At 45.1% G+C, this 22,878-nt stretch carries 21 protein-coding genes; 18 read left to right on the forward strand and 3 right to left on the reverse strand.

The features are described from left to right. Positions 1-39 precede the first annotated feature (39 nt). Positions 40-1,266, forward strand: coding sequence for a hypothetical protein (locus LKD46_RS14135; protein WP_227574274.1), 1,227 nt, complete (start codon positions 40-42; stop codon positions 1,264-1,266). A 68-nt stretch (positions 1,267-1,334) separates the two neighbouring features. On the opposite strand, the gene LKD46_RS14140 is transcribed toward LKD46_RS14135, so the two are convergent. Continuing rightward, positions 1,335-2,489: a serine hydrolase gene (locus LKD46_RS14140; RefSeq protein ID WP_227574275.1), complete on the reverse strand. Its 1,155-nt coding sequence runs from the start codon at positions 2,487-2,489 to the stop codon at positions 1,335-1,337. A gap of 21 nt (positions 2,490-2,510) precedes the next feature. Further along, a complete protein-coding gene (locus LKD46_RS14145) occupies positions 2,511-3,536 on the reverse strand; it encodes an N-acetylmuramoyl-L-alanine amidase family protein (protein WP_227574276.1) in 1,026 nt (341 codons plus the stop codon). 176 nt (positions 3,537-3,712) lie between these two features. Here LKD46_RS14145 and LKD46_RS14150 point away from each other — a divergent pair, with 176 nt between their 5' ends. The 17 genes from LKD46_RS14150 to LKD46_RS14230 all read left to right on the forward strand — a co-directional run bounded on the left by LKD46_RS14150 (position 3,713) and on the right by LKD46_RS14230 (position 21,952). Continuing rightward, positions 3,713-4,033: a PadR family transcriptional regulator gene (locus LKD46_RS14150; RefSeq protein ID WP_015526294.1), complete on the forward strand. Its 321-nt coding sequence runs from the start codon at positions 3,713-3,715 to the stop codon at positions 4,031-4,033. Further along, positions 4,030-4,743, forward strand: a complete 714-nt coding sequence (locus LKD46_RS14155) for a DUF1700 domain-containing protein (protein WP_227574277.1) — start codon at positions 4,030-4,032, stop codon at positions 4,741-4,743. The genes LKD46_RS14150 and LKD46_RS14155 overlap by 4 nt, the downstream gene beginning before the upstream one ends. Beyond that, the gene (locus LKD46_RS14160; RefSeq protein ID WP_227574278.1) at positions 4,736-5,746 is read left to right on the forward strand and encodes a DUF4097 family beta strand repeat-containing protein; all 1,011 of its coding nucleotides are present in this window, start codon (positions 4,736-4,738) and stop codon (positions 5,744-5,746) included. Before LKD46_RS14155 ends, LKD46_RS14160 begins: the two co-directional genes overlap by 8 nt. Before the next feature lie 230 nt (positions 5,747-5,976). Next, positions 5,977-6,909 carry a cysteine synthase A gene (gene cysK / locus LKD46_RS14165; RefSeq protein ID WP_227574279.1) on the forward strand — a complete coding sequence of 311 codons (933 nt, stop codon included), beginning with the start codon at positions 5,977-5,979 and terminating at the stop codon, positions 6,907-6,909. Between the two features lie 453 nt (positions 6,910-7,362). Then, positions 7,363-7,797 (forward strand): RrF2 family transcriptional regulator, encoded by a 435-nt coding sequence (locus tag LKD46_RS14170; protein ID WP_227574280.1) that lies wholly within the window; start codon positions 7,363-7,365, stop codon positions 7,795-7,797. 151 nt (positions 7,798-7,948) lie between these two features. Beyond that, entirely contained in the window at positions 7,949-8,812 is an 864-nt protein-coding gene (locus LKD46_RS14175) for a substrate-binding domain-containing protein (RefSeq protein ID WP_021652475.1), read from the forward strand. 122 nt (positions 8,813-8,934) lie between these two features. Next, entirely contained in the window at positions 8,935-9,792 is an 858-nt protein-coding gene (gene pstC, locus LKD46_RS14180; protein WP_118061759.1) for a phosphate ABC transporter permease subunit PstC, read from the forward strand. Next, positions 9,782-10,696, forward strand: coding sequence for a phosphate ABC transporter permease PstA (gene pstA / locus LKD46_RS14185; RefSeq protein WP_138276985.1), 915 nt, complete (start codon positions 9,782-9,784; stop codon positions 10,694-10,696). Before pstC ends, pstA begins: the two co-directional genes overlap by 11 nt. A gap of 9 nt (positions 10,697-10,705) precedes the next feature. Then, entirely contained in the window at positions 10,706-11,464 is a 759-nt protein-coding gene (pstB, locus tag LKD46_RS14190; RefSeq protein ID WP_015526284.1) for a phosphate ABC transporter ATP-binding protein PstB, read from the forward strand. A gap of 4 nt (positions 11,465-11,468) precedes the next feature. Then, complete coding sequence (gene phoU / locus LKD46_RS14195; protein ID WP_118512706.1) at positions 11,469-12,152, forward strand: phosphate signaling complex protein PhoU; 684 nt, start codon at positions 11,469-11,471, stop codon at positions 12,150-12,152. Between the two features lie 186 nt (positions 12,153-12,338). Then, on the forward strand, positions 12,339-14,021 hold the full coding sequence (locus LKD46_RS14200; protein ID WP_331465979.1) for a sensor histidine kinase: 1,683 nt from the start codon (positions 12,339-12,341) through the stop codon (positions 14,019-14,021). Positions 14,022-14,288: 267 nt separating this feature from the next. Then, positions 14,289-15,617 carry a hemolysin family protein gene (locus LKD46_RS14205; protein WP_227574281.1) on the forward strand — a complete coding sequence of 443 codons (1,329 nt, stop codon included), beginning with the start codon at positions 14,289-14,291 and terminating at the stop codon, positions 15,615-15,617. A gap of 145 nt (positions 15,618-15,762) precedes the next feature. Next, complete coding sequence (locus LKD46_RS14210) at positions 15,763-16,317, forward strand: TetR/AcrR family transcriptional regulator C-terminal domain-containing protein (RefSeq protein WP_118512698.1); 555 nt, start codon at positions 15,763-15,765, stop codon at positions 16,315-16,317. A 180-nt stretch (positions 16,318-16,497) separates the two neighbouring features. Continuing rightward, positions 16,498-17,052, forward strand: a complete 555-nt coding sequence (locus LKD46_RS14215) for an HdeD family acid-resistance protein (protein ID WP_118512697.1) — start codon at positions 16,498-16,500, stop codon at positions 17,050-17,052. A gap of 56 nt (positions 17,053-17,108) precedes the next feature. Further along, on the forward strand, positions 17,109-18,485 hold the full coding sequence (locus tag LKD46_RS14220; RefSeq protein ID WP_021652466.1) for a radical SAM/SPASM domain-containing protein: 1,377 nt from the start codon (positions 17,109-17,111) through the stop codon (positions 18,483-18,485). Positions 18,486-18,691: 206 nt separating this feature from the next. Further along, positions 18,692-20,143, forward strand: a complete 1,452-nt coding sequence (locus LKD46_RS14225; RefSeq protein ID WP_227574282.1) for a uracil-xanthine permease family protein — start codon at positions 18,692-18,694, stop codon at positions 20,141-20,143. A gap of 534 nt (positions 20,144-20,677) precedes the next feature. Next, positions 20,678-21,952, forward strand: coding sequence for a GIY-YIG nuclease family protein (locus LKD46_RS14230; protein ID WP_138276988.1), 1,275 nt, complete (start codon positions 20,678-20,680; stop codon positions 21,950-21,952). A 122-nt stretch (positions 21,953-22,074) separates the two neighbouring features. Here the strand turns inward: LKD46_RS14230 and LKD46_RS14235 are convergent, their stop codons facing one another. Further along, complete coding sequence (locus tag LKD46_RS14235; protein WP_138276989.1) at positions 22,075-22,263, reverse strand: hypothetical protein; 189 nt, start codon at positions 22,261-22,263, stop codon at positions 22,075-22,077. Between the last annotated feature and the right edge of the window lie 615 nt (positions 22,264-22,878).

Here is a 22,878-nt window from a genome sequence, read left to right on the forward strand (position 1 = left end):
ACCCGGGGAGTAAGAAAAGGGATAAGGAGAAAATTTGTGATGAGAAATCGAATGCAGGATCTTGATTTTGAACAGACAGTTGCCTTCGATTCAGTGAAGGACTTTGAATTTACAAGAAAGGCGGCACAGAAGTTCCGCCAGGTTGTCAGTCTGGATTCCTTTGAGGATGAGGATGCAGATGTTATTTTTCATTATCTTTACAAGGAGATGGAACTGGTTTCCTTTGGTGACTATCTGAAACGATATGTGTATGAGCGTGCAGAGCTTGAGGAGCCTTTTTCCCAGGTGCCGCAGGAAGTCTACAGGGAGATCGTTGTGGAATCCTTCAAGGAAACCTACACACCGAAATCCATGTCACCTACATCAGCCAAGCTGAGTTCTCTGGTGAATAACTGGCTGACTCAGGCATCTGTGAAGCGTGAAACAGTTTTTCTTCTGGGGTTCGGACTTCGGATGAGTACAGAGGATGTTTCAGGTTTTCTGACCCGGGTGCTTCGTGAGCAGGATTTTGATTTTCATAATCCGGAAGAAGTGATCTACTGGTATTGCTATCGGAATCATCTTGGCTATTATAAAGCTGAGGAATATAAAGAAACCTACAAACAGATGACTCCGGTGGAAAAAAAGACCGGAGAGATCGTGTATGGCACAGGGCTTTGTCTGGACAGTGAAGAAAAACTTCTGGAATATCTGGCTTTTCTGAAAGGAAGACATGATGATCCGAAATCAGAGAAGAGCCAGGCTTTTCAGGAATTTATGGTCCTTCTGGAGCGGGCAAAGAAGATCATTGCAGCCATGTATCAGGAAGATGAGGAAGAAAACGGTGGCAAAAAGATCTGGAAGCCTGAGAATATCAGTGCTTCGGATCTGGAAAAGGTTATCTGCAGCGGGATTCCTATTAATAAAATGGGAAATCTCAAAAAGATGTCCGCATCCATTCTGGCAAAACATTTCAGCCAGAAGCGCTTCAGCCGCCAGAGGATCAACAATATCCTGAACCATAAATTTCCGGTGGAGCGGTTCGATCTGATCACGCTGGAGTTTTTTGTGATCTCTCAGGAGATGGCAGATGATGATCCGTATACAAGATATCGCCATTTTCTGGAGGAGATCCAGGAGATCCTGGCCCGCTGCGAAATGAGTGAGATCTACATAGTGAATCCATATGAGTGCTTTCTTCTGATGTGCCTGCTGACAGACTGTCCGCTGGCAGTATTTTCCGAGATTTGGGAAAAATCCTATGAAGAGGGGGAAGAAAAGAACTGAAAAAAGGATGATGCGTTTCGGTGACGCATCATCCTTTTTTTGTCCGATCCGGTAAGTCTGTTATTTTGTTATTCGTTATAGTATCCATAGATCGCACGGCTGTCCTGTGCGATGGTGTTCTGTGCAGCAGAGGTATCATTAAGATCCTGTGACATAAAACAGACTACCAGGTCGATCCCCTTTGCGGTGTCATAGATGATGCCGGCATCGTTTTCTACGTGATCCAGTTCACCGGTTTTGTTGGCAACCTTTACCTCGGAAGGCATCTGAGCCGGGATCTTGTTTTTCCTGGTCTGCATTTTCAGAAGACGATACATATATTCGGCTCCTGCCAGAGTATCGTTGTTATCGGTAGCAGTACCCTTGTCGATCTGATAGATGGTCTTCAGAAATTTTCCACAATCCTTTGCGGAAGTGTAGTTATCCCCATTGGAATTATCTGCAAGAAGAAGACGTCCCATGGAAGTGCTGGTGTATCCGTGCTCCTGACAGAATTTATTCACACGGGCCATTCCGGCTGCGTCATCCCCGCCGCCAAGATAATTGACAAGTGTATTGGCAGCATCATTGTCGCTGACTGTGATCATGGAGTTCAGTGCATTGTCCAGCTGATCCTTGCTGTATTTGGAGGAAAGACTGTCATAATCTTCATATACGGCACCCATGATATAGAGCTTGATCAGGCTGGCAGCCTGCATCTGCTGATCGTTGATGGTACCTTCGGTATTTTTTGCAAGATTGCATACATATACGGACCAGGTTCCGTTATCGGTAGGAAGAAGAGACTGTACCTGGTTCAGAAGGTTGTCCATGCTGGAATCCGAATTGTCTGTGAAAGTGCTTCCGCTGGATGGAGAAAGAGTTCCTTCTTCCTGAGTGGAAGAAGAACTGTCCTTGCTGCCAGAAGCTTCGGAAGAATCGGAGGCTGCAGATGTATCTGTGGATTCTTCCTGTGCGGAAGGACCCTGGACCTCAGTTGAAGATGCTGCGGCAGCAGCGCTGGAAACGGTAGGATCATCAGGATAAAGAGCATCCAGCTGATCGGCTTTGCTGCTGAGCTCAGCGGCAGAATCAGAAACCTCCTGCACACTTTTCTGCAGCTTGTTAACTTTTGTCTGGAGAGATGCAAGCTTGTCCAGGGAGCGGACATTCAGTGCCCCAAGTCCTGCCAGTGCGATGACAAGCACTGCGATCACAATATATAGAAATGTATTTTTTTTCATATATAAACAAACTCCTTTTTATTATTGGAAATAAGCATCGATTCCATTGGCGATCCCTTCTGCCATAGTCTGCTGGAAGGAGGAATCCGCCATTTTCAGATCATCGCTCTGGTTGGTCATAAATCCCATTTCCACAATCGTCACCGGGATCGTGCTCCAGTTAATACCTGTCATGGAATCTGTGTAGATGATCCCGCGGTTCTGGAAGCCGGTAGCTGCGCAGTAGGAATCCACAATGCATTTGGATAGTTTGTTGGAACTGTCATAGAGACTGGAAACATAAGGATTCTGCTGGGACGGACACATGGTCAGAGCACCGGAGACATCTGCAGAATCATCTCCGTTTGCATGGATACGGACACAGATCTCCGCACCCTGGGAAGCGACCAGTTCTGCACGCTCCTTGTTGCTGATAGCGGTATCATTGTCTGTCCTTGTCATTACTACCTGGTATCCACGCTGTTCCAGGATATCCTTAAGCAGAAGAGAAACGTCCAGATTCAGCTGATACTCCGGGAGACCGCTGAAGGAACCTCTGGTTCCGGCGGAAGCCTTGGCCTTCATGGTGGAGGAACCGGGGCCGTTCGGCTCTGTGGCGCTCATATCAACATTTTCACTCTGATGTCCGGGATCGATCCCGACAATATGGCCGTTGTTGGAAGCAGAAGAGGTATCATTATCGCCATCGGTGAATCCCTCACCACCGGCTTCACTGAAAACAGAGGTTTTGGTCGTTTTCTGACTGTTTTCGGCTTCCGGTGCCCGTTCATGTTCAACGGTGTTGTTTTTGACAGCTTTTTCTGTCTGTGCCCGCTGCTGCAGGTATTTGTTGGCTGCCTGTTTCTTTTCGATCTTGGCTGTATAAAGTTCGATATCCTCTTTCATGGATTTCTGCTTTTTCTGGACCGGTTTGATCACAGAGGTCATTTTCTGGTCAACGGCATCGATCTTCCGGTAGGTTTTATAGCTGAGTCCAAAAAGTAATCCAATACAGATAAGACCCGTTAAAAACAGGACGATCGCCATCAGACGGGGCTTTTTTTCCATAAGCTCAAGTCCTTTCTGGGTGAGTATTTTGTATTTGTAAATATTATAAAGAAGGAGTCTGGAAAAAGCAATTGTGAAATTGTGCTTGACAACAGGAAAAAGTGTGGTACTATATATGTAAAATAATTATATATAAAAATTTTATATATAAAATAATTACATAAAGAGGTGTGCCTATGTATTATTATCCGGTGTCTGCAGTGCTGACGGAATGCCTGATCCTTTCTGTTGTAGAGCAGCAGGATTCTTACGGATATGAGATCAGCCAGACAGTGAAGATGGTAGCTTCTATCAAGGAATCCACATTGTATCCGATCCTTCGCAGACTGGAGACGGATGGTTATCTGACAACTTATTCAGAGGAATTTCAGGGACGGAAACGTAAATATTATTCCATCACAGAAGACGGACGGAAGCAGCTGGAATATTTGAGGAAAGAGTGGAGAGAATACCGCGATACTATAGACGATATTGTGGAAGGGAGACTTCGAAAATGACAAGAAAAGAGTATATGGAGCAGCTGAAGAAATATCTGAAGCGGCTTCCAAAAGAAGATTATGACAATGCCATTGAGTATTTTTCGGAATACTTCGATGAGGCTGGACCTGAGAATGAACAGCAGGTTATGGAAGAACTGGGACAGCCTAAAGAGGCGGCAAGGGAACTGCTTCTGAACCTTTTACAGGAGAGTGTTAGTGACAGTAAAGACATCACCGAGGAAAAAACAGCAGCTTTGCCGGCAGCAGGTTCATATTACGGAGAGAGCTCCCATGCACATAGCCGGACAGATTCAGGAAACCTGAGTACAACAGGGTACAGTACATCCGCAGGAAAGAAGCGTTCCCCCGGAAAGATCATTCTTCTCGCATTTCTGGTGATCTGTGCATCGCCGGTGAGCATTGCGCTGCTGTTTGCAGGCCTTGCAGTACTGGCAGCAGTGGTGATTGTCATCGCAGCAGTGATTTTTTCCATGGCAGTTACCGGGGTATCAGCAATTGCCGGAGGTATCGTGCTCACAGGTTTCGGCGTGACATTGATCGCAAGATCTCTGGCAGCAGCCTGCATGCTGGTCGGCAGTGGATTTCTGATGGCAGGTGCGGGAATCCTCGTTGGAGTACTTACCATATATATATGTAAATGGTGTGCAATGGGAATCGGCCGTCTGGTTAACAGACTTGCAAGAAAGAAGGTGCATAAAAATGAATAAGATTGCAAAAACAGTGCTGATGACAGGTACAGCACTTTGTGCAGCGGGAGTTGTTCTTTCCACAGCAGGATATTTTGCAGGGGGAAAAGATTTCACATATACTTCAGATCATATGTATGTATCCGGAGGAAATTCTTCCAGTCGTAAAAATCTTACAGTAATGAAAAAAGAACAGATTGATGATTTTACAAAGCTGAATGTGGATTTTGAGGATTTTGATCTGGATATCCGTACCTCAGATGATGACCATTATTATATGGAATATAAGCTTGAGAAAAACGGGAGGAAAAATCCTCTGACCTGGAAGGATAAGGATGGAGAGCTCACGCTTGAGGAGTCTGCAGGCGGCAGTGGAAGTTATTATATAACCTATGATCTGGGGATATTCTCTACACATGCGGATCTGACAGAAAAGAAAGATGCATTGAATACGGTGGTTCTTTATATTCCGGAGAAGGCACAGCTTTCCGAAGCGGAGCTTCAGCTTTCCGACGGGGATCTTGCTGCCGATCAGCTTTTGTGTAAAGAAATGACTCTGGAACTTCTCAATGGAGATCTGATGCTGGATAAGGGCGAGTTCGAAAAGTTTGATGCAAAGCTTTCCGACGGGGATCTGAATGTAAAAGAACTTCAATGTACAGATAACATGCAGCTGAAATCCGGAAACGGAGATGTGACCATAAAAAAGGCAGAGCTTGCAGATGGGCAGATAGCTCTCAGCGACGGAGATATTCAGATAGACAACAGCAGCTTTAACGGAGATATGAAGATCAATAGCTCCTGCGGTGATGTTTCTGTAGAAATGAAGAACGGCAGTGCAGAGAAAACCAATATTTATCTGAAAGCTGCAGACGGAGATGTGGACACGGAGGGGCTTTCTAGGGGAAAAACCGACAATGAGGAAGACACCTCTGTTTATGAGAACAAGGCCGGTGCTTCAGCACCGACTTTAAATGTGGAATGTAGCGATGGGGATATTACATTAACAGAATCTGAAAAATAAAGAATATGAATATCCGCCTGACTATGCATCTGCTTGTAAAAATCCTAAAAAAGAATAAATGAAATTATATGAAGCGCAGGGGTTTTTCCGGAGAAAAATTCCTGCGTTTTTTGGCTGAAATGTATTGACAAATCCCTGTACTATGATATAATTCAATCAAATCACATAAAACATATATAGTTACTAGGAAATAAGGAAATGGACATAAAGGAAATAAGGAGGGTATCATCATGGGTAAAATTTACGGAAACGCACTGGAACTGATCGGAAACACACCGCTTGTAGAGGTTAAGAACGTAGAGAAGTCTGAGGGACTTGAGGCTACAGTACTTGCCAAACTTGAGTATTTTAACCCGGCAGGAAGCGTTAAGGACAGAATCGGTAAGGCAATGATCGAGGATGCAGAGCAGAAAGGTGTCCTGAAACCAGGCGCAACCATTATCGAGCCAACATCCGGTAACACAGGAATCGGACTTGCAGCCATCGCAGCTGCCAAGGGCTATAAGACGATCCTCACCATGCCGGAGACCATGAGTGTTGAGAGAAGAAACATCCTGAAGGCATATGGTGCGGAGGTAGTTCTCACAGACGGAGCCAAGGGAATGAAGGGTGCCATTGCCAAGGCAGAAGAGCTCGCCAAGGAGATTCCGGGAAGCTTCATCCCCGGACAGTTTGAGAACCCGGCTAACCCGAAGGCACATGCAGCAACAACAGGTCCTGAGATTTGGAAGGACACAGACGGAAAGGTAGATATCTTCGTAGCAGGTGTCGGCACAGGCGGAACGATCACCGGTACAGGTGAGTACCTGAAGAGCCAGAACCCGAATGTGAAGGTAGTTGCTGTTGAGCCTGCAACTTCTCCTGTACTTTCTGAGGGAAAAGCAGGCCCGCATAAGATCCAGGGTATCGGCGCAGGTTTTGTTCCGGACACACTTGACACCAAGGTTTATGACGAGATCATTCCGGTAGAGAACGAGGATGCATTTGAAACATCCAAACTCCTTACCAAGAAAGAGGGAATCCTTACAGGAATTTCCTCCGGTGCAGCTCTCTATGCTGCGATCCAGCTTGCAAAACGCCCGGAGAACAAGGGGAAAGTGATCGTAGCACTTCTTCCGGACAGTGGAGACCGTTACTACTCCACACCACTGTTTACAAAATAATCGATCCGAAGACCGCTTCTTTTGCCCCGAAGCGTGATTCTGCGGGATTATTTACGGCGCTCCTGAATGCCTGTCCAAGCAGGCTGCCGGAGCGCCGGTTTTATTCTTGATTTCATCGAATTAAGTAAGCCCTCTGTGGGGCTGTGGTTACTGTTCACTGGTAAGGTCCCGCGAAAAGCAATAAGCAGTGTGTGTGGACTTGCTTGTATCTTGTAGCTTTTTCAGGTATAATAGAGAAAACAAACAAAACCTATTAACAATATAAAGAATAAAGTCTGCAAAGCAGATTCTGCTTCCTATGAAAGAAGATACAGGAAGCTGCCTGTGCATCACAGAGAAGGGTGCCGGTTATGGAATACAGAGGAATATTTCCGGCTGAACAGCTACACAATAACAGAAAGAGCAAAAGGCTATAAATCAGAAGAATACTGAAATATTGGAGGTAAATATTACATGAGGATTTCTACAAGAGGAAGATATGCGCTGAGACTGATGTTGGATCTTGCTACAAATTATACAGGAAAACCGATCCGCCTGAAGGATGTGGCGAAGCGCCAGGAGATCTCCGATAAATATCTGGAGCAGATCATCTCCATTCTGAACAAAGCAGGCTTTGTCCGCAGTGTCCGTGGCCCTCAGGGTGGCTATGCACTGCAGCAGACCCCGGATAAATACACCATCGGAATGATCCTCCGTCTTACAGAGGGAAGTCTTTCCCCTGTGGAATGTCTGGACGACAACGGAGCCATCTGTGACCGTGAGGAGAACTGCGTCACCCAGATCCTCTGGAAAAAGCTGGACGACGCCATCAAAGGTGTGGTAGATCATATAACACTGGAAGACCTGATGAATTGGCAATCCGTGAAGGCGGACGAGTATATCATATAAAAAAGCTGCGTAAGCAGCTTTTTTTTATCCCGTTTTTTAACCAACATTTTACAAAACTGCGATTTTATATTTTACCTTCCATTCCTATAATAACACCTGTACTTAAGCAGTGAGCAAGTAAAAATGATCATAGAAATGAGGAGAAAAAATCATGAAAAAAAGAATCGCAGGCATCTTAACAGCAGCACTTATCGGAACTACAGTAATGGGAACAGTTGTAATGGCAGCACCATCCGGAGCGATCGACGTAATTTCCCGTGAGGACGGATCCGGAACACGTGGAGCATTCGTAGAGCTGTTTGGAATCGAAGAAGAAAAAGACGGCGAGAAAGTAGATATGACAACACAGGAAGCAAGCATCACAAACAACACAGATGTAATGCTGACCACAGTAGCAGGAGATGAGAATTCTATCGGATACGTATCCCTGGGTTCCCTGAACGATACAGTAAAAGCAGTAAAGATCGATGGAGCAGAGGCAACAGCAGAGAACGTTGCAGATGATACATACAAGGTAGCACGTCCGTTCAACATCGTAACAGGCGACAAGCTCAGCGATGCAGCACAGGATTTCATTAACTACATCATGAGCTCTGACGGACAGGACATCATCGAAAAAGAAGGCTACATCAAAGTAGATGAAAAAGCAGAGGCATACAAAGCCGGAGATGCAAAAGGCAAAGTCGTAGTTATGGGATCTTCTTCCGTAGGACCTGTAATGGAGAAGCTTGCAGAGGCATATCAGAAAACAAACAAAAACATCACAGTAGAGGTTCAGGTCAGCGACTCCACAACAGGAATCAATAGCGCAACAGAGGGTGTATGTGATATCGGAATGGCATCCCGTGAGCTGAAGGACGAGGAAACAGAGAAAGGTGTTAAAGCTACAGAGATCGCAAAAGATGGTATCGCAGTCATCGTAAATAACGACAATGACCTTGAGGAGCTTTCAAGTGACCAGGTAAAATCCATCTTCACAGGTGACATCACAGACTGGGAAGACGTGACCAAATAAATTCCCAGGTAAAAACGATTGAAGTATCTTACAAAGAGCGGCGATCATGACAAGGTCAGGAAAGCCGCTCCGTTATATATCAGCACAGTGGATATCCACTGGAACAGAGAGAAAGGTGTCTTATGAATCATTTAGGAGAAAAGGCCATGAAGGTCGTTTTTCTCATTGCGGCCTGTGCATCGGTTCTCGCAGTATTTCTTATTTGTGTGTTCCTTTTTGCAAACGGCCTTCCTGCAATGGGAAAGATTGGTCCCTTAAAATTCCTCTTCGGAACAGAATGGAGACCGACAAACGATAAATTCGGAATCCTGCCAATGATCGTGGCAAGTATTTATGTAACTGCAGGAGCAATCCTTATCGGAGTTCCGATCGCACTTTTTACCTCCGTATTTATGGCAAGATATTGCCCGAAAAAAATCTATAAACCACTGAAATCCGGTATTGAGCTTATGGCAGGCGTTCCATCCATCGTATATGGCTATTTTGGTCTGGTTCTCCTGGTACCGCTGATCCGCCAGCTGTTCGGCGGAACCGGAAGCAGTATGCTGGCAGCATGTATCCTTCTGGGAATCATGATCCTTCCGACGATTATCGGAGTTACGGAATCGGCAGTACGAAGCGTTCCGGAAAGCTACTATGAAGGCTCACTTGCACTTGGCGCAACAAAAGAAAGAAGCATTTTCTTTGTTATGCTTCCTGCAGCAAAGTCCGGAATCCTGGCAGGCGTTGTCCTTGGGATCGGACGTGCCATCGGTGAGACCATGGCCGTGATCATGGTAGCCGGAAACCAGCCGCGTATGCCGAAGGGACTTCTTCAGGGTGTACGTACCATGACTGCAAACATCGTAACAGAAATGGGATATGCATCAGGACTTCACAGAGAAGCACTGATCGCAACAGGAGTTGTACTCTTTGTATTTATCCTGATCATCAACTTAAGTCTTTCACTGCTGAACAGGAGGGCGGAGCATGCAAACTAACGTATCAGTAACCGCAGATCCTGCGGCAGAAGCAACAATGAAAAAAAGAAATACACTTACTATAGGAGACCAGCTGAAGTCCTACGCAAGACATCCTGGCGCGGGAGTCCTGGCATTCCTTACATTGCTGGGAGCGGTGATCACTTTTGCACTGCTGTTCTTCCTCATCGGCTATGTGCTTGTAAAAGGTATCCCCTATCTGAATGCAAGTCTGTTCAGCCTTACCTATACCTCAGAGAACGTTTCCCTTCTCCCGTCACTGATCAATACCCTGATCATGACACTGGTATCTCTGGCGATTGCCGCTCCGGTAGGAATTTTTGCAGCGATCTTCCTTGTAGAATATGCAAAAAAAGGCAGCCGCTTTGTAAAGCTGATCCGTATTACCGCAGAGACACTTTCCGGTATTCCATCCATTGTATATGGTCTGTTCGGTATGCTGTTCTTTGTAACCACACTGCACTGGGGCATGTCTCTTCTTTCCGGCGCGCTGACCATGGTGATCATGGTACTTCCCCTGATCATGCGTACCGCTGAGGAAGCACTGAAATCTGTTCCGGATTCTTACCGTGAGGCAAGCTTCGGACTTGGAGCAGGCAAGCTCCGTACTATTTTTACGATCGTACTTCCCTCCGCAGTTCCCGGAATCCTGGCAGGTGTGATCCTGGCCATCGGACGTGTGGTAGGTGAGACTGCAGCACTTCTTTATACCTCCGGTACTGTTGCGGCAGTTCCAAACAGCCTGATGGGTTCCGGACGTACCCTGGCACTTCACATGTATGTGCTTTCCAGTGAGGGACTTCATGTAAACCAGGCATCTGCAACAGCAGTAGTCATTCTGGCATTTGTACTTGTTATTAACGGACTGTCCGGTCTGGTAGCCAGAAAAATTGCGAAAGGATAATGATCGATCATGAGTGAAAATACAAAAATTTCAATTGATAATATGAATCTCCATTATGGAAGCTTTCATGCCCTGAAGGGAATCAATATGGAGATCCCGGAAAAAGAGATCACAGCATTTATCGGACCAAGCGGCTGCGGCAAATCCACACTTCTGAAATCCTTAAACCGTATGAATGACCTTGTGGAAGGCTGTACCATCACAGGAAAGGTAGAGCTTGACGGGGAAGATATTTACGGAGATATGGATGTGAATCTTCTGCGTAAACGTGTGGGTATGGTATTCCAGAAGCCCAATCCGTTCCCAATGAGCATTTATGATAACATTGCATATGGCCCGAGGACTCACGGTATCCGTTCCAAGGCGAAGCTGGATGAGATCGTGGAAAAATCTCTCCGTGATGCGGCAATCTGGGATGAGGTCAAGGATCGCCTGAAAAAAAGTGCTCTTGGAATGTCAGGCGGACAGCAGCAGCGTCTCTGTATTGCCCGTGCCCTGGCAGTACAGCCGGAGGTGCTTCTTATGGATGAGCCCACATCTGCCCTGGACCCGATCTCCACTTCCAAGATCGAGGATCTGGCAGTAGAGCTTAAAAAGGATTACACCATTGTCATGGTCACACATAACATGCAGCAGGCAACCCGTATCTCCGACAAGACAGCATTTTTCCTTCTTGGTGAGGTTGTGGAATTTGCGGATACAGACAAGCTGTTCTCCATGCCGGCAGATAAGCGTACAGAGGATTATATTACAGGAAGGTTTGGTTGATATTATGTCAGAACGTTTTGTAAGACAGCTGGAAGAGCTTCACGTGGGACTGATCACCATGGGAAGTCTCTGTGAAAAAGCAATTTCACTTTCTGCCAAAGCTATTCAGGGTGAAGGCGGGATGACTCTCATTGGCAAGATCTTTGAGACGGAAAAAGAGATCGATGCACAGGAAAGAGAGATTGAAAATCTCTGCATGAAGCTTCTTCTTCATGAGCATCCGGTAGCCGGAGATCTGCGATCCATTTCCGCAGCGCTGAAGATGATCTCCGATATGGAACGCATCGGTGATCAGGCAGCAGATATTGCGGATCTGTCCAAGCATATCGAGGACAAAGCAGTTACCGGAGATATCATTAATATCCGGAAGATGGCAGAGGATACTGTCCGGATGGTTACAGAAAGCATCGATGCCTTTGTAAAGGGTGATCTTGAGCTTTGCAGAAAGGTTATTGACGATGATGATAAGGTGGACGATGCCTTCAATGATATTAAGGAAAAGCTGGCCGAGGTTCTGAATAACGGAAAGCCGGATGCAAGCATCGGTCTGGATATCCTTATGGCTGCAAAATATTTCGAGCGTATCGGTGATCACGCTGTGAACATTGCAGAGTGGGTGGAATATTCCATCACAGGAAACCACAGAAGCGGTTCCAGTCATACAGATAACTATTTTGTTGAGGAATAGAAATAAGTAAGAGCAGATTGCAAAGAGTTGCATTATTATAAAAAAGTGCTGTGGTATTGAAAGGATATCACAGCACTTTTTATAATGTGATGAAATTTACAAGGATTTAACTTTTTTCAGATGATTGTTTTTACATTGCTTTTGTAAAATGCTATATAGATTTCGGAGAAAGGAAAGGGCTGAGCTTTGAGTAAAAAAATATTTAAGTATATCATGCTGGTTTCATCACTGATCACAGTACTGGGACTGGCATTTGTCGTGGGAATCCTTTATCACTATTTTCAGGGACAGCTGATGGGTGAGCTGAAGAAAGAAGCCGTGTATATTTCCAGAGGTGTGGAAAGTACCGGGATAGATTATCTGAAGAAGCTGAATGATGAGGATTCCAGGATCACTTATGTGGATGAAAGTGGAAAAGTTATCTACGACAATGAGGCAAATGTGGAAAGCATGGATAATCACGGACATCGCAAGGAGATCCGTGAAGCAGAGATCAACGGAGAAGGTGCGGATGAAAGAATGTCATCAACTCTTTCCGAAAAAACAATGTATTATGCAGTACGCCTTGAAAATGGCAATGTGCTGAGAGTTTCCAGTAACCAGGCTTCTGTATGGATGCTGCTCCTGCAGCTGCTTCCGCCTTTTGCTGCAGTTCTGATACTTATGCTGCTCCTGTCCGGCGTGTTTGCATCTAGGCTTTCCGGGAAGGTTGTGGAACCTCTTAATGGGCTTGATCTGGAGAATCCGGATGAGAATGATGCCTATGATGAGGTACAGCCGCTTCTCAGCAAGATTGGCAGACAGAGCCGGCAGATCCGTCTGCAGCTTGAGGCAGCCAGAAGACAGCAGAAAGAATTTTCTATTATCACGGAGAACATGCAGGAGGGACTTCTTGTGATCGACCGTTATACCATGGTACTTTCTGTCAACTCCAGTGTGGGAAAGCTTCTTAAGGTAAAGGAGATCAAAACAGGAGAAAGTGTATATCTTCTGAACCGCTCGGAGGAGTTTCGAGGTGTCGTTGGGCAGGTCCTTGAAGGAAAGCATGAGAACAAGATCCTTCGTCTGGATGGCAGTGAGATTCAGGTGATCGCCAATCCTGTCACAAGAGAAAATAAGACAGAGGGTGCGGTGATCCTTCTGGTGGATGTGACCGAAAAAGTAGAAAGGGAACAGCTGCGAAGAGAATTTTCCGCCAATGTTTCCCATGAACTGAAAACGCCGCTGACTTCCATTTCTGGATTTGCTGAGATCATGCAGGACGGATTTGTGAAGGATGAGGATGTGAAGGTTTTTGCAGGACGCATCTATAAGGAAGCGCAGAGACTGATCCGTCTGGTTGGAGATGTGATCCGAATCTCCCGTCTGGATGAAGGCGGATTGCCGTATCAGTGGGAAAAACTGGATCTTTACAGTCTGACTCATGATATTTTTTCTACCTTACATGAAGCTGCCGAAAAGCAGGAAGTGCATATGTATATGGAAGGCGGAAGTACAGTGTTGGATACAGTGCCGACGATCATGGAAGAGGTTCTCTATAATGTCTGCGATAATGCTGTCAAATATAACCGCCGGGGTGGAGAGGTCTTTGTGAGACTGAAGGATGGCGAGGATGCAGTTCGCGTGAATGTGCGGGATACAGGGATCGGTATTCCGAAGGAAGATCAGGAACGCATTTTTGAACGCTTTTATCGGGTGGACAAAAGCCATTCCAGGGAAATCGGCGGAACCGGTCTTGGCCTTTCCATTGTGAAGCACGGGGTAAAAACTCTGAACGGCAGGCTGTGGCTTAACAGTGAACCGGGACAGGGAACCGAGATCATTATGGAATTTCCGAAACAACATATGGAAAAGGAAGCAGCAGAGTGAACATAGGTCGTGCAGCGATGATGTTCACAGGCATGCAGCAGAGTGGAAGATGAAAGGCCGTTCTGTTGCATGTATCTGCTGTTTTTTATATTATAGTATAGTATATTACTGGTTGGAAGCGGATGGTTTGACAGACCGGAAGGGTTATGCTATCTTATGTAATAATAATCAGAATAAGCAACAGGAAAGCGGATGATAACGGTCCGCTTTCTGTATTATAATTGGTTCGGAATAATTCCGAACGACTATACTGAGGGGAATAAAAATATGATACAGGCAATTGTTTTACTGGTATTCCTGATCTTTCTGAACTCTGTTTTCGCAGGTGCGGAAATGGCGATTCTGTCCATGAATGAAGCAAAGATGAGGGAGCTGGCGGAAGAGGGAGATCACCGGGCGCAGATTTTGATAAAGCTCACAGAACAGCCGGCACATTTTATGACAGCGATCCGTGTAATGGTAACTACAGCAGGATTTCTGCAGAGCGCTTTTGCGGCAGAATATTTTGCACAGCCGATGACAGCAGCACTGATAAGGGCAGGAACAGATGTACCACAGAATGTTCTGAAGATCGTATGCATGATTATTGTGACCATACTGCTTTCCTATGTAAGTCTTCTGTTCGGAGAACTGGTGCCAAGACGTTTGGGAATGAAAAATCCGGATGAGCTGTCTCTGCGTCTGGCAGGACTTCTTAAGATCGCGATGATTGCAGTCTGGCCGGCTACCGCACTTCTGACAGTAACTGCCAATGGTGTGCTGTATCTGATGGGGATCAAACCGGAAGAAAAAGAGGAGCAGGCCACAGAGGAAGAAATCCGTATGCTGCTTACAGAGGGAAATGAACAGGGCAGCATCCAGCAGGAAGAAAGCGAGATGATCCAGAATGTTTTTGACCTGGATGATACTGCGGCAGATGAGATCTGTACACACAGAAGAGATGTGGTTGTCCTCTATATGGAAGACTCCGATGAGGAATGGGAAAGGATCATCAGAGAGAACCGTCACACCTTTTATCCGGTATGCGGGGAAGATCAGGATGATATTATCCATATTCTGGACACCAGAGATTATTTCCGCCTGGATGACAGATCCAGAGAAGCTGTTCTGCAGCATGCCTGTTATTCACCGTTTTTTGTACCGGAATCCATGCGTGCCAACCTGATCTTCCGGGAAATGAGGGAGAAACGGGATTATTTTGCAGTAGTGCTGGATGAATACGGCTGTTTTGTGGGGATCGTCACTCTGCATGATCTTGTGGAAACACTGGTGGGAGATATTGACGACAGGACGGATCTGCCGAAGCCGGATGATATTGAGAAGACAGGAGAACATATCTGGAAAATACAGGGGGGAGCGATCCTGGATGATGTGGCAGAGGCTATAAATGTGGAGCTTCCTGTAGAAAAATATGATACCTTCAGCGGCTTTGTCTGTGGAGTTCTGGAACGTGTACCGGAGGATGGAGAACAGTTCCGATGCAGTTGGAAAAATCTGGATATTGTGGTAAATCAGGTCAGAAACCATACCGTTGTGGAGGGAATCGTTCATATTCAGCCAGAGAAAAAAGTGCAGGAACAGAAAGAAGAAATCTGACAAAACCTTGTTCAGTCAGGCCATGGGACAGTTATCGGGGGGAGGATTTATGGACATTTTCTAACATGTTGTCGCTTGAAAGAGTGTTAATATTGTGACATAATAAGGAAATAACCCGAGGAAAGCTTGTGATGGGGGAGAGAAAATGCCAGGTTTTACAAGACAGATTATACTGCATACACTGACGGAACTTATGAACGAAAAACCATTGTCCAAGATTACGGTAAAGGACATCGTGGAACGCTGTGGAGTAAACAGGAATACATTTTACTACCATTTCAGGGATATTCCGGATGCGGTGGAAGCAATGGTGAAGGAAGAGCTGAATGACATTCTGAAGGATCAGAAAGCACCGGAATCAGTCAGCGACTGTATGGAAATCCTTGTCAATGCAGTTCAGAAGAACAAAAAAGCCATGATACATCTGTACCGCTCGATTCAGAGGGATGTATTTGCCGATTATCTGGATCATGCCACGGAGCGTGTGGTGGAGGAGCTGATCAACAGGGCGGTCGGAGACTTTGAAATGGATCAGGAGGATAGGCATCTTATAAGCCGGTATTATAAATGCGTATTTGTGGGAGTGATCCTGGACTGGCTGCGGCATGATATGGATTATGATATCCTGTCAGATATGCATAAGCTGGAGTATATTTACGAGAAGAGCCTCGAGAGTCAGTACAAAAATCTGAAAGATTAAAAATATCCATTCACCTGTGGAACAGGAATGTCCTCGAATATTATTAAAATATAGAAACAGTTAATTTTGAGCTGGTGTCTGAAATTTAGGCACTGGCTCTTTTTTGTCTGTTTTTTTAAACGACACGGTGATGTATAATTCAGTACAATAAATGAGAAAAAATTATCAAGGAGGGAACGTATGGATGACCTGAAACAGCTGAAGCTTGTAAAAAACATCTACATCGTCATGTCATTACTGTTCTGCGTGCTGGGTATTTTTCTGATGGCAAAGCCCAAAAGCTCTGTAAAAATGCTGTGCGTGCTTATGGGAATCATGCTGATCCTGTACGGAGCTATTAAGATCAGCGGATATTTCACGCGAGATGCTTTTTGTCTGGCATTTCAGTTCGATCTGGCTTTCGGGATCCTGCTGATGGCAGTGGGAGTGATCATGATAGCCAGAAAAAATTTCGCAGTGGATCTTATTTTTTCCGTGTTTGGAATCCTGATCCTGGCAGATGCCCTGTTTAAGATCCAGATGTCTGTAGATGCGAAGAGATTCGGTCTGGCGCTGTGGTGGCAGATCCTGCTGATCGCACTGGTCACCGGAGTAATCGGAGTTCTGGTTTTTATCAGACCATTTGAAGCAGCAGCTACGATGATGGCGTTGGTAGGATTTTCCATTTTACTGGAAGGAATTCTTAACCTATGGGTCGGGATCCTGACGATCAAGATCATCAAGAGTCGGCTTTAAACATAAACATAAAAATAACCAATCACTTTAGATAATAACATAGGAGGAAATAGAGTATGGGAATCGTAGACAAAGCAAAACAGGCAGCGATCGCAGCTACCGTAACAAAAGCACTGGATTATCTTGAGAAGGATCCGGAGACAAACATACCGAAGATCATGGAAATGGTTGATAAAGTAACGCCGGATGGCTGGTATGCAGGACAGAGAAATGCGATCCGTCACTCCATCGAGGCAAAGGACAACTGGTATCAGCTGATCCTTCGTATGTATCAGCTGGATGCAGGCGTACGCCAGACATTCTTCCGCAACTTTATTGTAAATGCCAGTCTTAAGGGAAGCGCAACGCAGGAAAAGGTATCAGAAGAGAATGACTGCAATGTACCGTGGGCAATTCTTCTTGATCCTACCAGCGCATGTAACCTTCATTGCACAGGATGCTGGGCAGCAGAGTATGGCCACAAGCTGAACCTGGATCTTGAGACCATCGATTCTATCGTAAAACAGGGTAAAGAGCTGGGAACCTATATGTACATCTACACAGGCGGTGAGCCACTGGTCCGCAAAAAGGATCTCATTAAGATCTGTGAGATGAATCCGGACTGCGAGTTCCTTTCCTTCACAAACGGAACTCTTATCGACGAAGAATTCTGTCAGGAAATGCTCCGTGTGAAAAACTTCGTTCCGGCTATCAGCCTTGAGGGAACAGAGGCAACTACAGACGGACGTCGTGGAGATGGCGTATATCAGAAGGTTATGCATGCCATGGAGCTTCTGAAGAGTCACGGACTTCCGTTCGGTGTTTCCACATGCTACACATCCGCAAACGTAGATGCAGTAAGCAGTGAGGAATACTTCGATCATCTGATCGAGTGCGGTGCTTATTTTGCGTGGTTCTTCCACTATATGCCGGTTGGAAATGATGCGGCAGCAGATCTTCTTCCCACACCGGAGCAGAGAATCAAAATGTATGACAGCGTCCGCAGATTCCGTGCCACAAAATCTCTCTTCACAATGGACTTCCAGAATGATGCAGAGTATGTAGGCGGATGTATCGCAGGTGGCCGTCGTTACCTCCATATCAATGCAAACGGAGACGTGGATCCTTGTGTATTCATTCATTTCTCCAATGCGAACATTAAAGAATGTACACTTCTTGAGGCGCTGAAGAGCCCGATCTTTATGGAGTATCACAAAGGTCAGCCGTTCAACAAGAACATGCTTCGTCCATGTCCGATGCTTGAAAATCCTGAACTTCTCCGCAAGATGGTTGAGCGTGCAGGAGCGAAATCTACAGATCTTCAGTCACCGGAAACAGCGGAGCATCTCTGTGCAAAGTGTGATCACTATGCAGAGGTATGGAAGAAACAGGCCGATGAGCTCTGGAGTGAGAGCCAGGCGAAAAAAGCTGCAAAAAAATCAACAACTTGTTAATTAATACTTGATATAGATGTTGGGATACTGTATAATGAACCCGTTTTTCAGGAGTCTGAAATAACAGTTCAGATAAGAGTGTCGAAACAGAAGAGACACGATACGTGTACTGACAGATAACAGGGCGGTTATATTCAGCAGTGGGTATAACTGCCTTCTTTTTTATGTTATCGTCAGGACATAGGGAAAGAAAGGATGGATTCATTATGGAAAAACAGGAGAAAAACACAGCCAGCCCTTATGAGCTGGACGGACGCCCGCCTCTTAAGGTGGCAATTCCCCTTGGACTGCAGCACGTGCTTGCCATGTTTGTGGGTAATCTTACCCCGCTTCTGATCATCACAGCTGCCTGCGGGATCGAAGCAGGAGGGGATCTTCAGGTTGCATTACTTCAGAATGCAATGCTGATCGCAGGAATTGTTACACTTGTACAGGTCTTTACGATCGGACCGGTCGGTGGCAAGCTTCCTATCGTTATGGGAACAAGTTCAGGCTTCATCGGCGTATGTCAGAGTGTTGCCGGAGTCATGGGAAATGGTGTCGTTGCCTATGGTTCGATCATGGCAGCCTGCTTTATCGGCGGTCTTTTTGAGACTGTTCTGGGAAGCTTTCTGAAACCCTTAAGAAAATTTTTCCCATCTGTTGTAACAGGTACAGTTGTACTTTCAATCGGTCTTTCACTGATCGGTGTGGGAATCAGCTCTTTCGGTGGCGGAAGCTCCGCAAAGGATTACGGTTCTCTTGAAAACCTTTTCGTAGGCTTTGTAGTTCTGATCGTGATCATTGTACTGAAACATGGAACAAAAGGCTTCACAAGCTTTTCTTCAATCCTCATCGGTATTATCGTGGGATACGTTCTGGTAAGTATCATGGCTATGGTACTTCCTACAACATTTACATATGTAGATGACACAGGTGCTACTGTGGAGGCTACAAAGGCCTGGGTTCTCAACTGGGACAAGGTTGCTCAGGCAAAATGGTTTGCGGTACCGGCACTGATGCCTGTAAAATGGGTGTTTGACGCACGTGCGATCGTGCCGATCCTGATCATGTTTATTGTAACTGCAGTTGAAACAGTTGGTGATATTTCCGGAATCACAGAGGGTGGTCTTGGAAGAGAGGCTACAGACAAAGAGCTTTCCGGTGGTGTTATGTGTGACGGACTTGGATCTTCCTTCGCAGCACTGTTCGGTGTGCTTCCGAACACATCCTTCAGCCAGAACGTTGGTCTGGTTGCAATGAATAAGGTTGTAAACCGTTTCTGTATCGCTACAGGAGGAATCTTCCTGATCGCGTGCGGACTGTTCCCGAAGCTTGCAGCACTGATCTCCATCATGCCGCAGAGTGTTCTTGGCGGCGCTGCTGTTATGATGTTCTCATCCATTGTTGTCAGCGGTATCCAGTTAATTACCAAGTGGCCGATAGGACCGAGAAATGTTACGATCGTTTCCGTAGCACTTGGTCTTGGTTATGGACTTGGCTCCAATACAGCGATCCTGGTGCATCTGCCACAGGCGATCAGCCTGATCTTCGGTGGTTCCGGTATTGTTCCGGCAGCGGTGTTTGCTATTATTCTTAATATTGTTCTTCCGAAGGATGAGAAGAGTGAGATCGAGAGAGCTGAGGAGATGCTGGAGAAGGTAAAGAATAAAGAATAAAAATAGAGTTTTTCTTTTTGGGAGAGACTGTTGGACTTTTGGGGTCTGATGGTCTCTTTTTTTTATGAGGTTTATTTTTTTGAAAAAGGTGATGCTTGGGAAGCAGTGGAAGTTTGCGAGGGGGAAAGCACTCAGAGTTAGCGAAGCCCGCTTTTCCCCCTCGCGCTCCCCCTTTCCGGGCACGCAGTTGTTCGAGGTTGTGGGGATGTGTGGAGTTACTGACAGGGCGATGGATGCTGCGGTATCGGGAGCGAAAGGCTGGGGCGCTGGATGGTTGTGTATAGTTTTGACAGGGTGGGAAAGAGTTTAAGAGGGACGGGAAGGCGGCCCGATTGCGGGCCTGTTCCCTGGTTCTGGGAGGTGGTTGATCAATGTATTGTAGACGTTCAGGCTATGCTGTGGGCCTGTTTCCTGGTTTTGGGAGGGGGTGATTTGATTGGGAATGGAGAAGTAAAGATATAAGTTGAATAGGGAGAGTGAAGCTGTTATAGTAGAGTTATAAAGCAAAAATGGGAAAATATTTTGAGGGAAAAGATGGCTGAAAAGAATAGTAAAGATAATATTTTTGAGATTGAGAAACTGTATTCGGAATCGGGAATATACATAATATATAATAAAAATAAAAAAACTGCTTATATTGGACAAGCTAAAGACATGAAAGAAAGAATGCGTCAGCATTTAGATGCTTTATATTCAAATAAAATAAAGCGAGTATTTGATAATAAAAATTTGTTGCGCGAATTCAACAGTGAAGATAATTACTATTTGTATAGATGCATTGTTAAAGTAGATGAGGCACAATTAGATATTGAGGAAAGTTTATACTTTCAAGCTGCTTTAAGATATTTTGGCAAAGAATCTGTTCATAATAAAGCTGATTTGACAGAGAAGTACAATCCACGGGAAGATGAATTAAATCAGGCTGTAGAACAAATTAAAAGAACTATAATGGAAGAGCTGAAAACGCCTATTATTCAGATTAATAATGAAACAAAAAGGAGAATTAATCAGGATATAATTGGTAAATATGAAAAGGATATCATTTTAGATGCCTGCACAAAACAAGTAAAAAAATGTGAAGAACAAATCGAATTTCAACGAATAAGTATTAAGGATTTATACGAAAAGGGTAAATTGGATCATATTATTGTAGGTAAAATGGGTGATTATATTGGAGAAGATAATAAAGCACAGAGCTTCACAGATATAATCGTGGAGAAGTTAGCCTGTATAACTGATCATAAAAAATGCCTGTGGGCAGCAAATTTACCGAATATTGCTAAGATAAATAATTTTATTGATAAATATGGCTTCGGAGATGAAAAAAGAGTGTATGCCATATTTGCATTGACATCGTCGAAATATAAATCAAAATTCAAATTAAAAAAATATATTCATAAGGATACGGGGCTTTTTGACACTGCTCCGGAAAGGAAAAGAGCTAAAGCACTTATTATTGATAAATTTATGTCTGTAAAAGAAGATTTTGATTTTAGTAAATTTGTTCAAAATTATTATTACCATTCTAAGCCTAGAGAAGATTGGCAAAGTCAGAGAATATTAATGAATGAAGAAATTGGCTCTTTTACACAGTTGCCAGCTAAAATTGTTTCTAAAAAAGAAGCTATTATTAATAATGCTGATTTGCAAAAGGAATTGGAGATTAATAAATTTGATGTACAAGAAATAGATAAATTTAAAAAATCAATTCCAGATGAGAAAGTGGTATTCAGTGATGCTAAAGGTGCTTCATATTTTATAATTGCCGAAGTAATTAAGGCGGATTGGATTTACCCGATAGAAGAATAAATCAATATTTTACAGTGAAATCATATGAGACAGACCTTATCAGAGCTGGCAGTTCAGAAGGAATGTACGATTAGAGACGAGACCGTCGGGAAATATTTCCTGACGGCCTCTTTTGGCAGGGGTTAATAATTGTAGGCTCCCTCATAAGCGTTACACCGTTCCTTCCGGTGACTCTGCTCCACACAGGAACTGCAGCGGTCGCAGAATTCCTGCTCGTAACAGGTAGAACAGACACACCCTTTACAGGCATCTCGGTCATAAGCCGGTGTGCAGGTGAAAGGAAGGGTATCCTTTGCTGTTTCTGTTTTCATAAGATCACGCTCCTTTTTCTTACATTATAATCCTGTAAAAAGAGCGTTTCAACAAAGTTTTTGATTCCTTTTCCGGAATCCTTTTCATAATCCTTTTCAGGGGAACACTCTGGCGTGGGGCAGTTTGCGAGGGGGAAAGCACTCAGAGTTAGCGAAGCCCGCTTTTCCCCCTCGCGCTCCCCTTTTCCGGGCACGCCGCTGTTGGACGATTGTAGAGATCCGTGAATTTGCTGACAGGGTGATGTATGCTACACTATCGGAAGCGAAAACCAGAGCTGAAGAATGACTGCGAATGAAAAAAACAGAGTGGAAGAGTAATCATATACAGCATCTGACAGAAAAAGAAACGAAAAAACGGTCTGCGCAGCAAACCCGTTCCTGAACATCCCAGGGAACAGGCCCGCTGTGCGGGCCGCTTTCCCGTACGCCAAAACAAAAAAATCGGCTCAGCCCAACACTACCAATACAGCAGCATACAGGACCAAGCCGAAAAAATACACACATCTCCACAACGCAGAACAGCGGCGTGGCCAGGAGGGGAAGAGCGCGAGAAGGGGAGACGGCCTTCGCAACTATGAGTGCTTCCCCTTCGCAAACTGCCCCACGCCAGAGTGT

It is taken from the genome of Blautia fusiformis, from assembly GCF_020686995.1.
Lineage (GTDB): Bacteria > Bacillota > Clostridia > Lachnospirales > Lachnospiraceae > Blautia_A > Blautia_A fusiformis.

What these genes read in the sequence shown, in the direction of transcription:
- LKD46_RS14205 (WP_227574281.1), top strand. Translation starts at nt 14,289, where the DNA reads ATGATACAGGCAATTGTTTTACTGGTATTCCTGATCTTTCTGAACTCT.
- LKD46_RS14140 (WP_227574275.1), bottom strand. Translation starts at nt 2,489, where the DNA reads ATGAAAAAAAATACATTTCTATATATTGTGATCGCAGTGCTTGTCATC.
- phoU (WP_118512706.1), top strand. Translation starts at nt 11,469, where the DNA reads ATGTCAGAACGTTTTGTAAGACAGCTGGAAGAGCTTCACGTGGGACTG.
- cysK (WP_227574279.1), top strand. Translation starts at nt 5,977, where the DNA reads ATGGGTAAAATTTACGGAAACGCACTGGAACTGATCGGAAACACACCG.
- pstA (WP_138276985.1), top strand. Translation starts at nt 9,782, where the DNA reads ATGCAAACTAACGTATCAGTAACCGCAGATCCTGCGGCAGAAGCAACA.
- pstC (WP_118061759.1), top strand. Translation starts at nt 8,935, where the DNA reads ATGAATCATTTAGGAGAAAAGGCCATGAAGGTCGTTTTTCTCATTGCG.
- pstB (WP_015526284.1), top strand. Translation starts at nt 10,706, where the DNA reads ATGAGTGAAAATACAAAAATTTCAATTGATAATATGAATCTCCATTAT.
- LKD46_RS14220 (WP_021652466.1), top strand. Translation starts at nt 17,109, where the DNA reads ATGGGAATCGTAGACAAAGCAAAACAGGCAGCGATCGCAGCTACCGTA.
- LKD46_RS14150 (WP_015526294.1), top strand. Translation starts at nt 3,713, where the DNA reads ATGTATTATTATCCGGTGTCTGCAGTGCTGACGGAATGCCTGATCCTT.
- LKD46_RS14215 (WP_118512697.1), top strand. Translation starts at nt 16,498, where the DNA reads ATGGATGACCTGAAACAGCTGAAGCTTGTAAAAAACATCTACATCGTC.
- LKD46_RS14225 (WP_227574282.1), top strand. Translation starts at nt 18,692, where the DNA reads ATGGAAAAACAGGAGAAAAACACAGCCAGCCCTTATGAGCTGGACGGA.
- LKD46_RS14175 (WP_021652475.1), top strand. Translation starts at nt 7,949, where the DNA reads ATGAAAAAAAGAATCGCAGGCATCTTAACAGCAGCACTTATCGGAACT.
- LKD46_RS14155 (WP_227574277.1), top strand. Translation starts at nt 4,030, where the DNA reads ATGACAAGAAAAGAGTATATGGAGCAGCTGAAGAAATATCTGAAGCGG.
- LKD46_RS14170 (WP_227574280.1), top strand. Translation starts at nt 7,363, where the DNA reads ATGAGGATTTCTACAAGAGGAAGATATGCGCTGAGACTGATGTTGGAT.
- LKD46_RS14145 (WP_227574276.1), bottom strand. Translation starts at nt 3,536, where the DNA reads ATGGAAAAAAAGCCCCGTCTGATGGCGATCGTCCTGTTTTTAACGGGT.
- LKD46_RS14135 (WP_227574274.1), top strand. Translation starts at nt 40, where the DNA reads ATGAGAAATCGAATGCAGGATCTTGATTTTGAACAGACAGTTGCCTTC.
- LKD46_RS14210 (WP_118512698.1), top strand. Translation starts at nt 15,763, where the DNA reads ATGCCAGGTTTTACAAGACAGATTATACTGCATACACTGACGGAACTT.
- LKD46_RS14230 (WP_138276988.1), top strand. Translation starts at nt 20,678, where the DNA reads ATGGCTGAAAAGAATAGTAAAGATAATATTTTTGAGATTGAGAAACTG.
- LKD46_RS14160 (WP_227574278.1), top strand. Translation starts at nt 4,736, where the DNA reads ATGAATAAGATTGCAAAAACAGTGCTGATGACAGGTACAGCACTTTGT.
- LKD46_RS14235 (WP_138276989.1), bottom strand. Translation starts at nt 22,263, where the DNA reads ATGAAAACAGAAACAGCAAAGGATACCCTTCCTTTCACCTGCACACCG.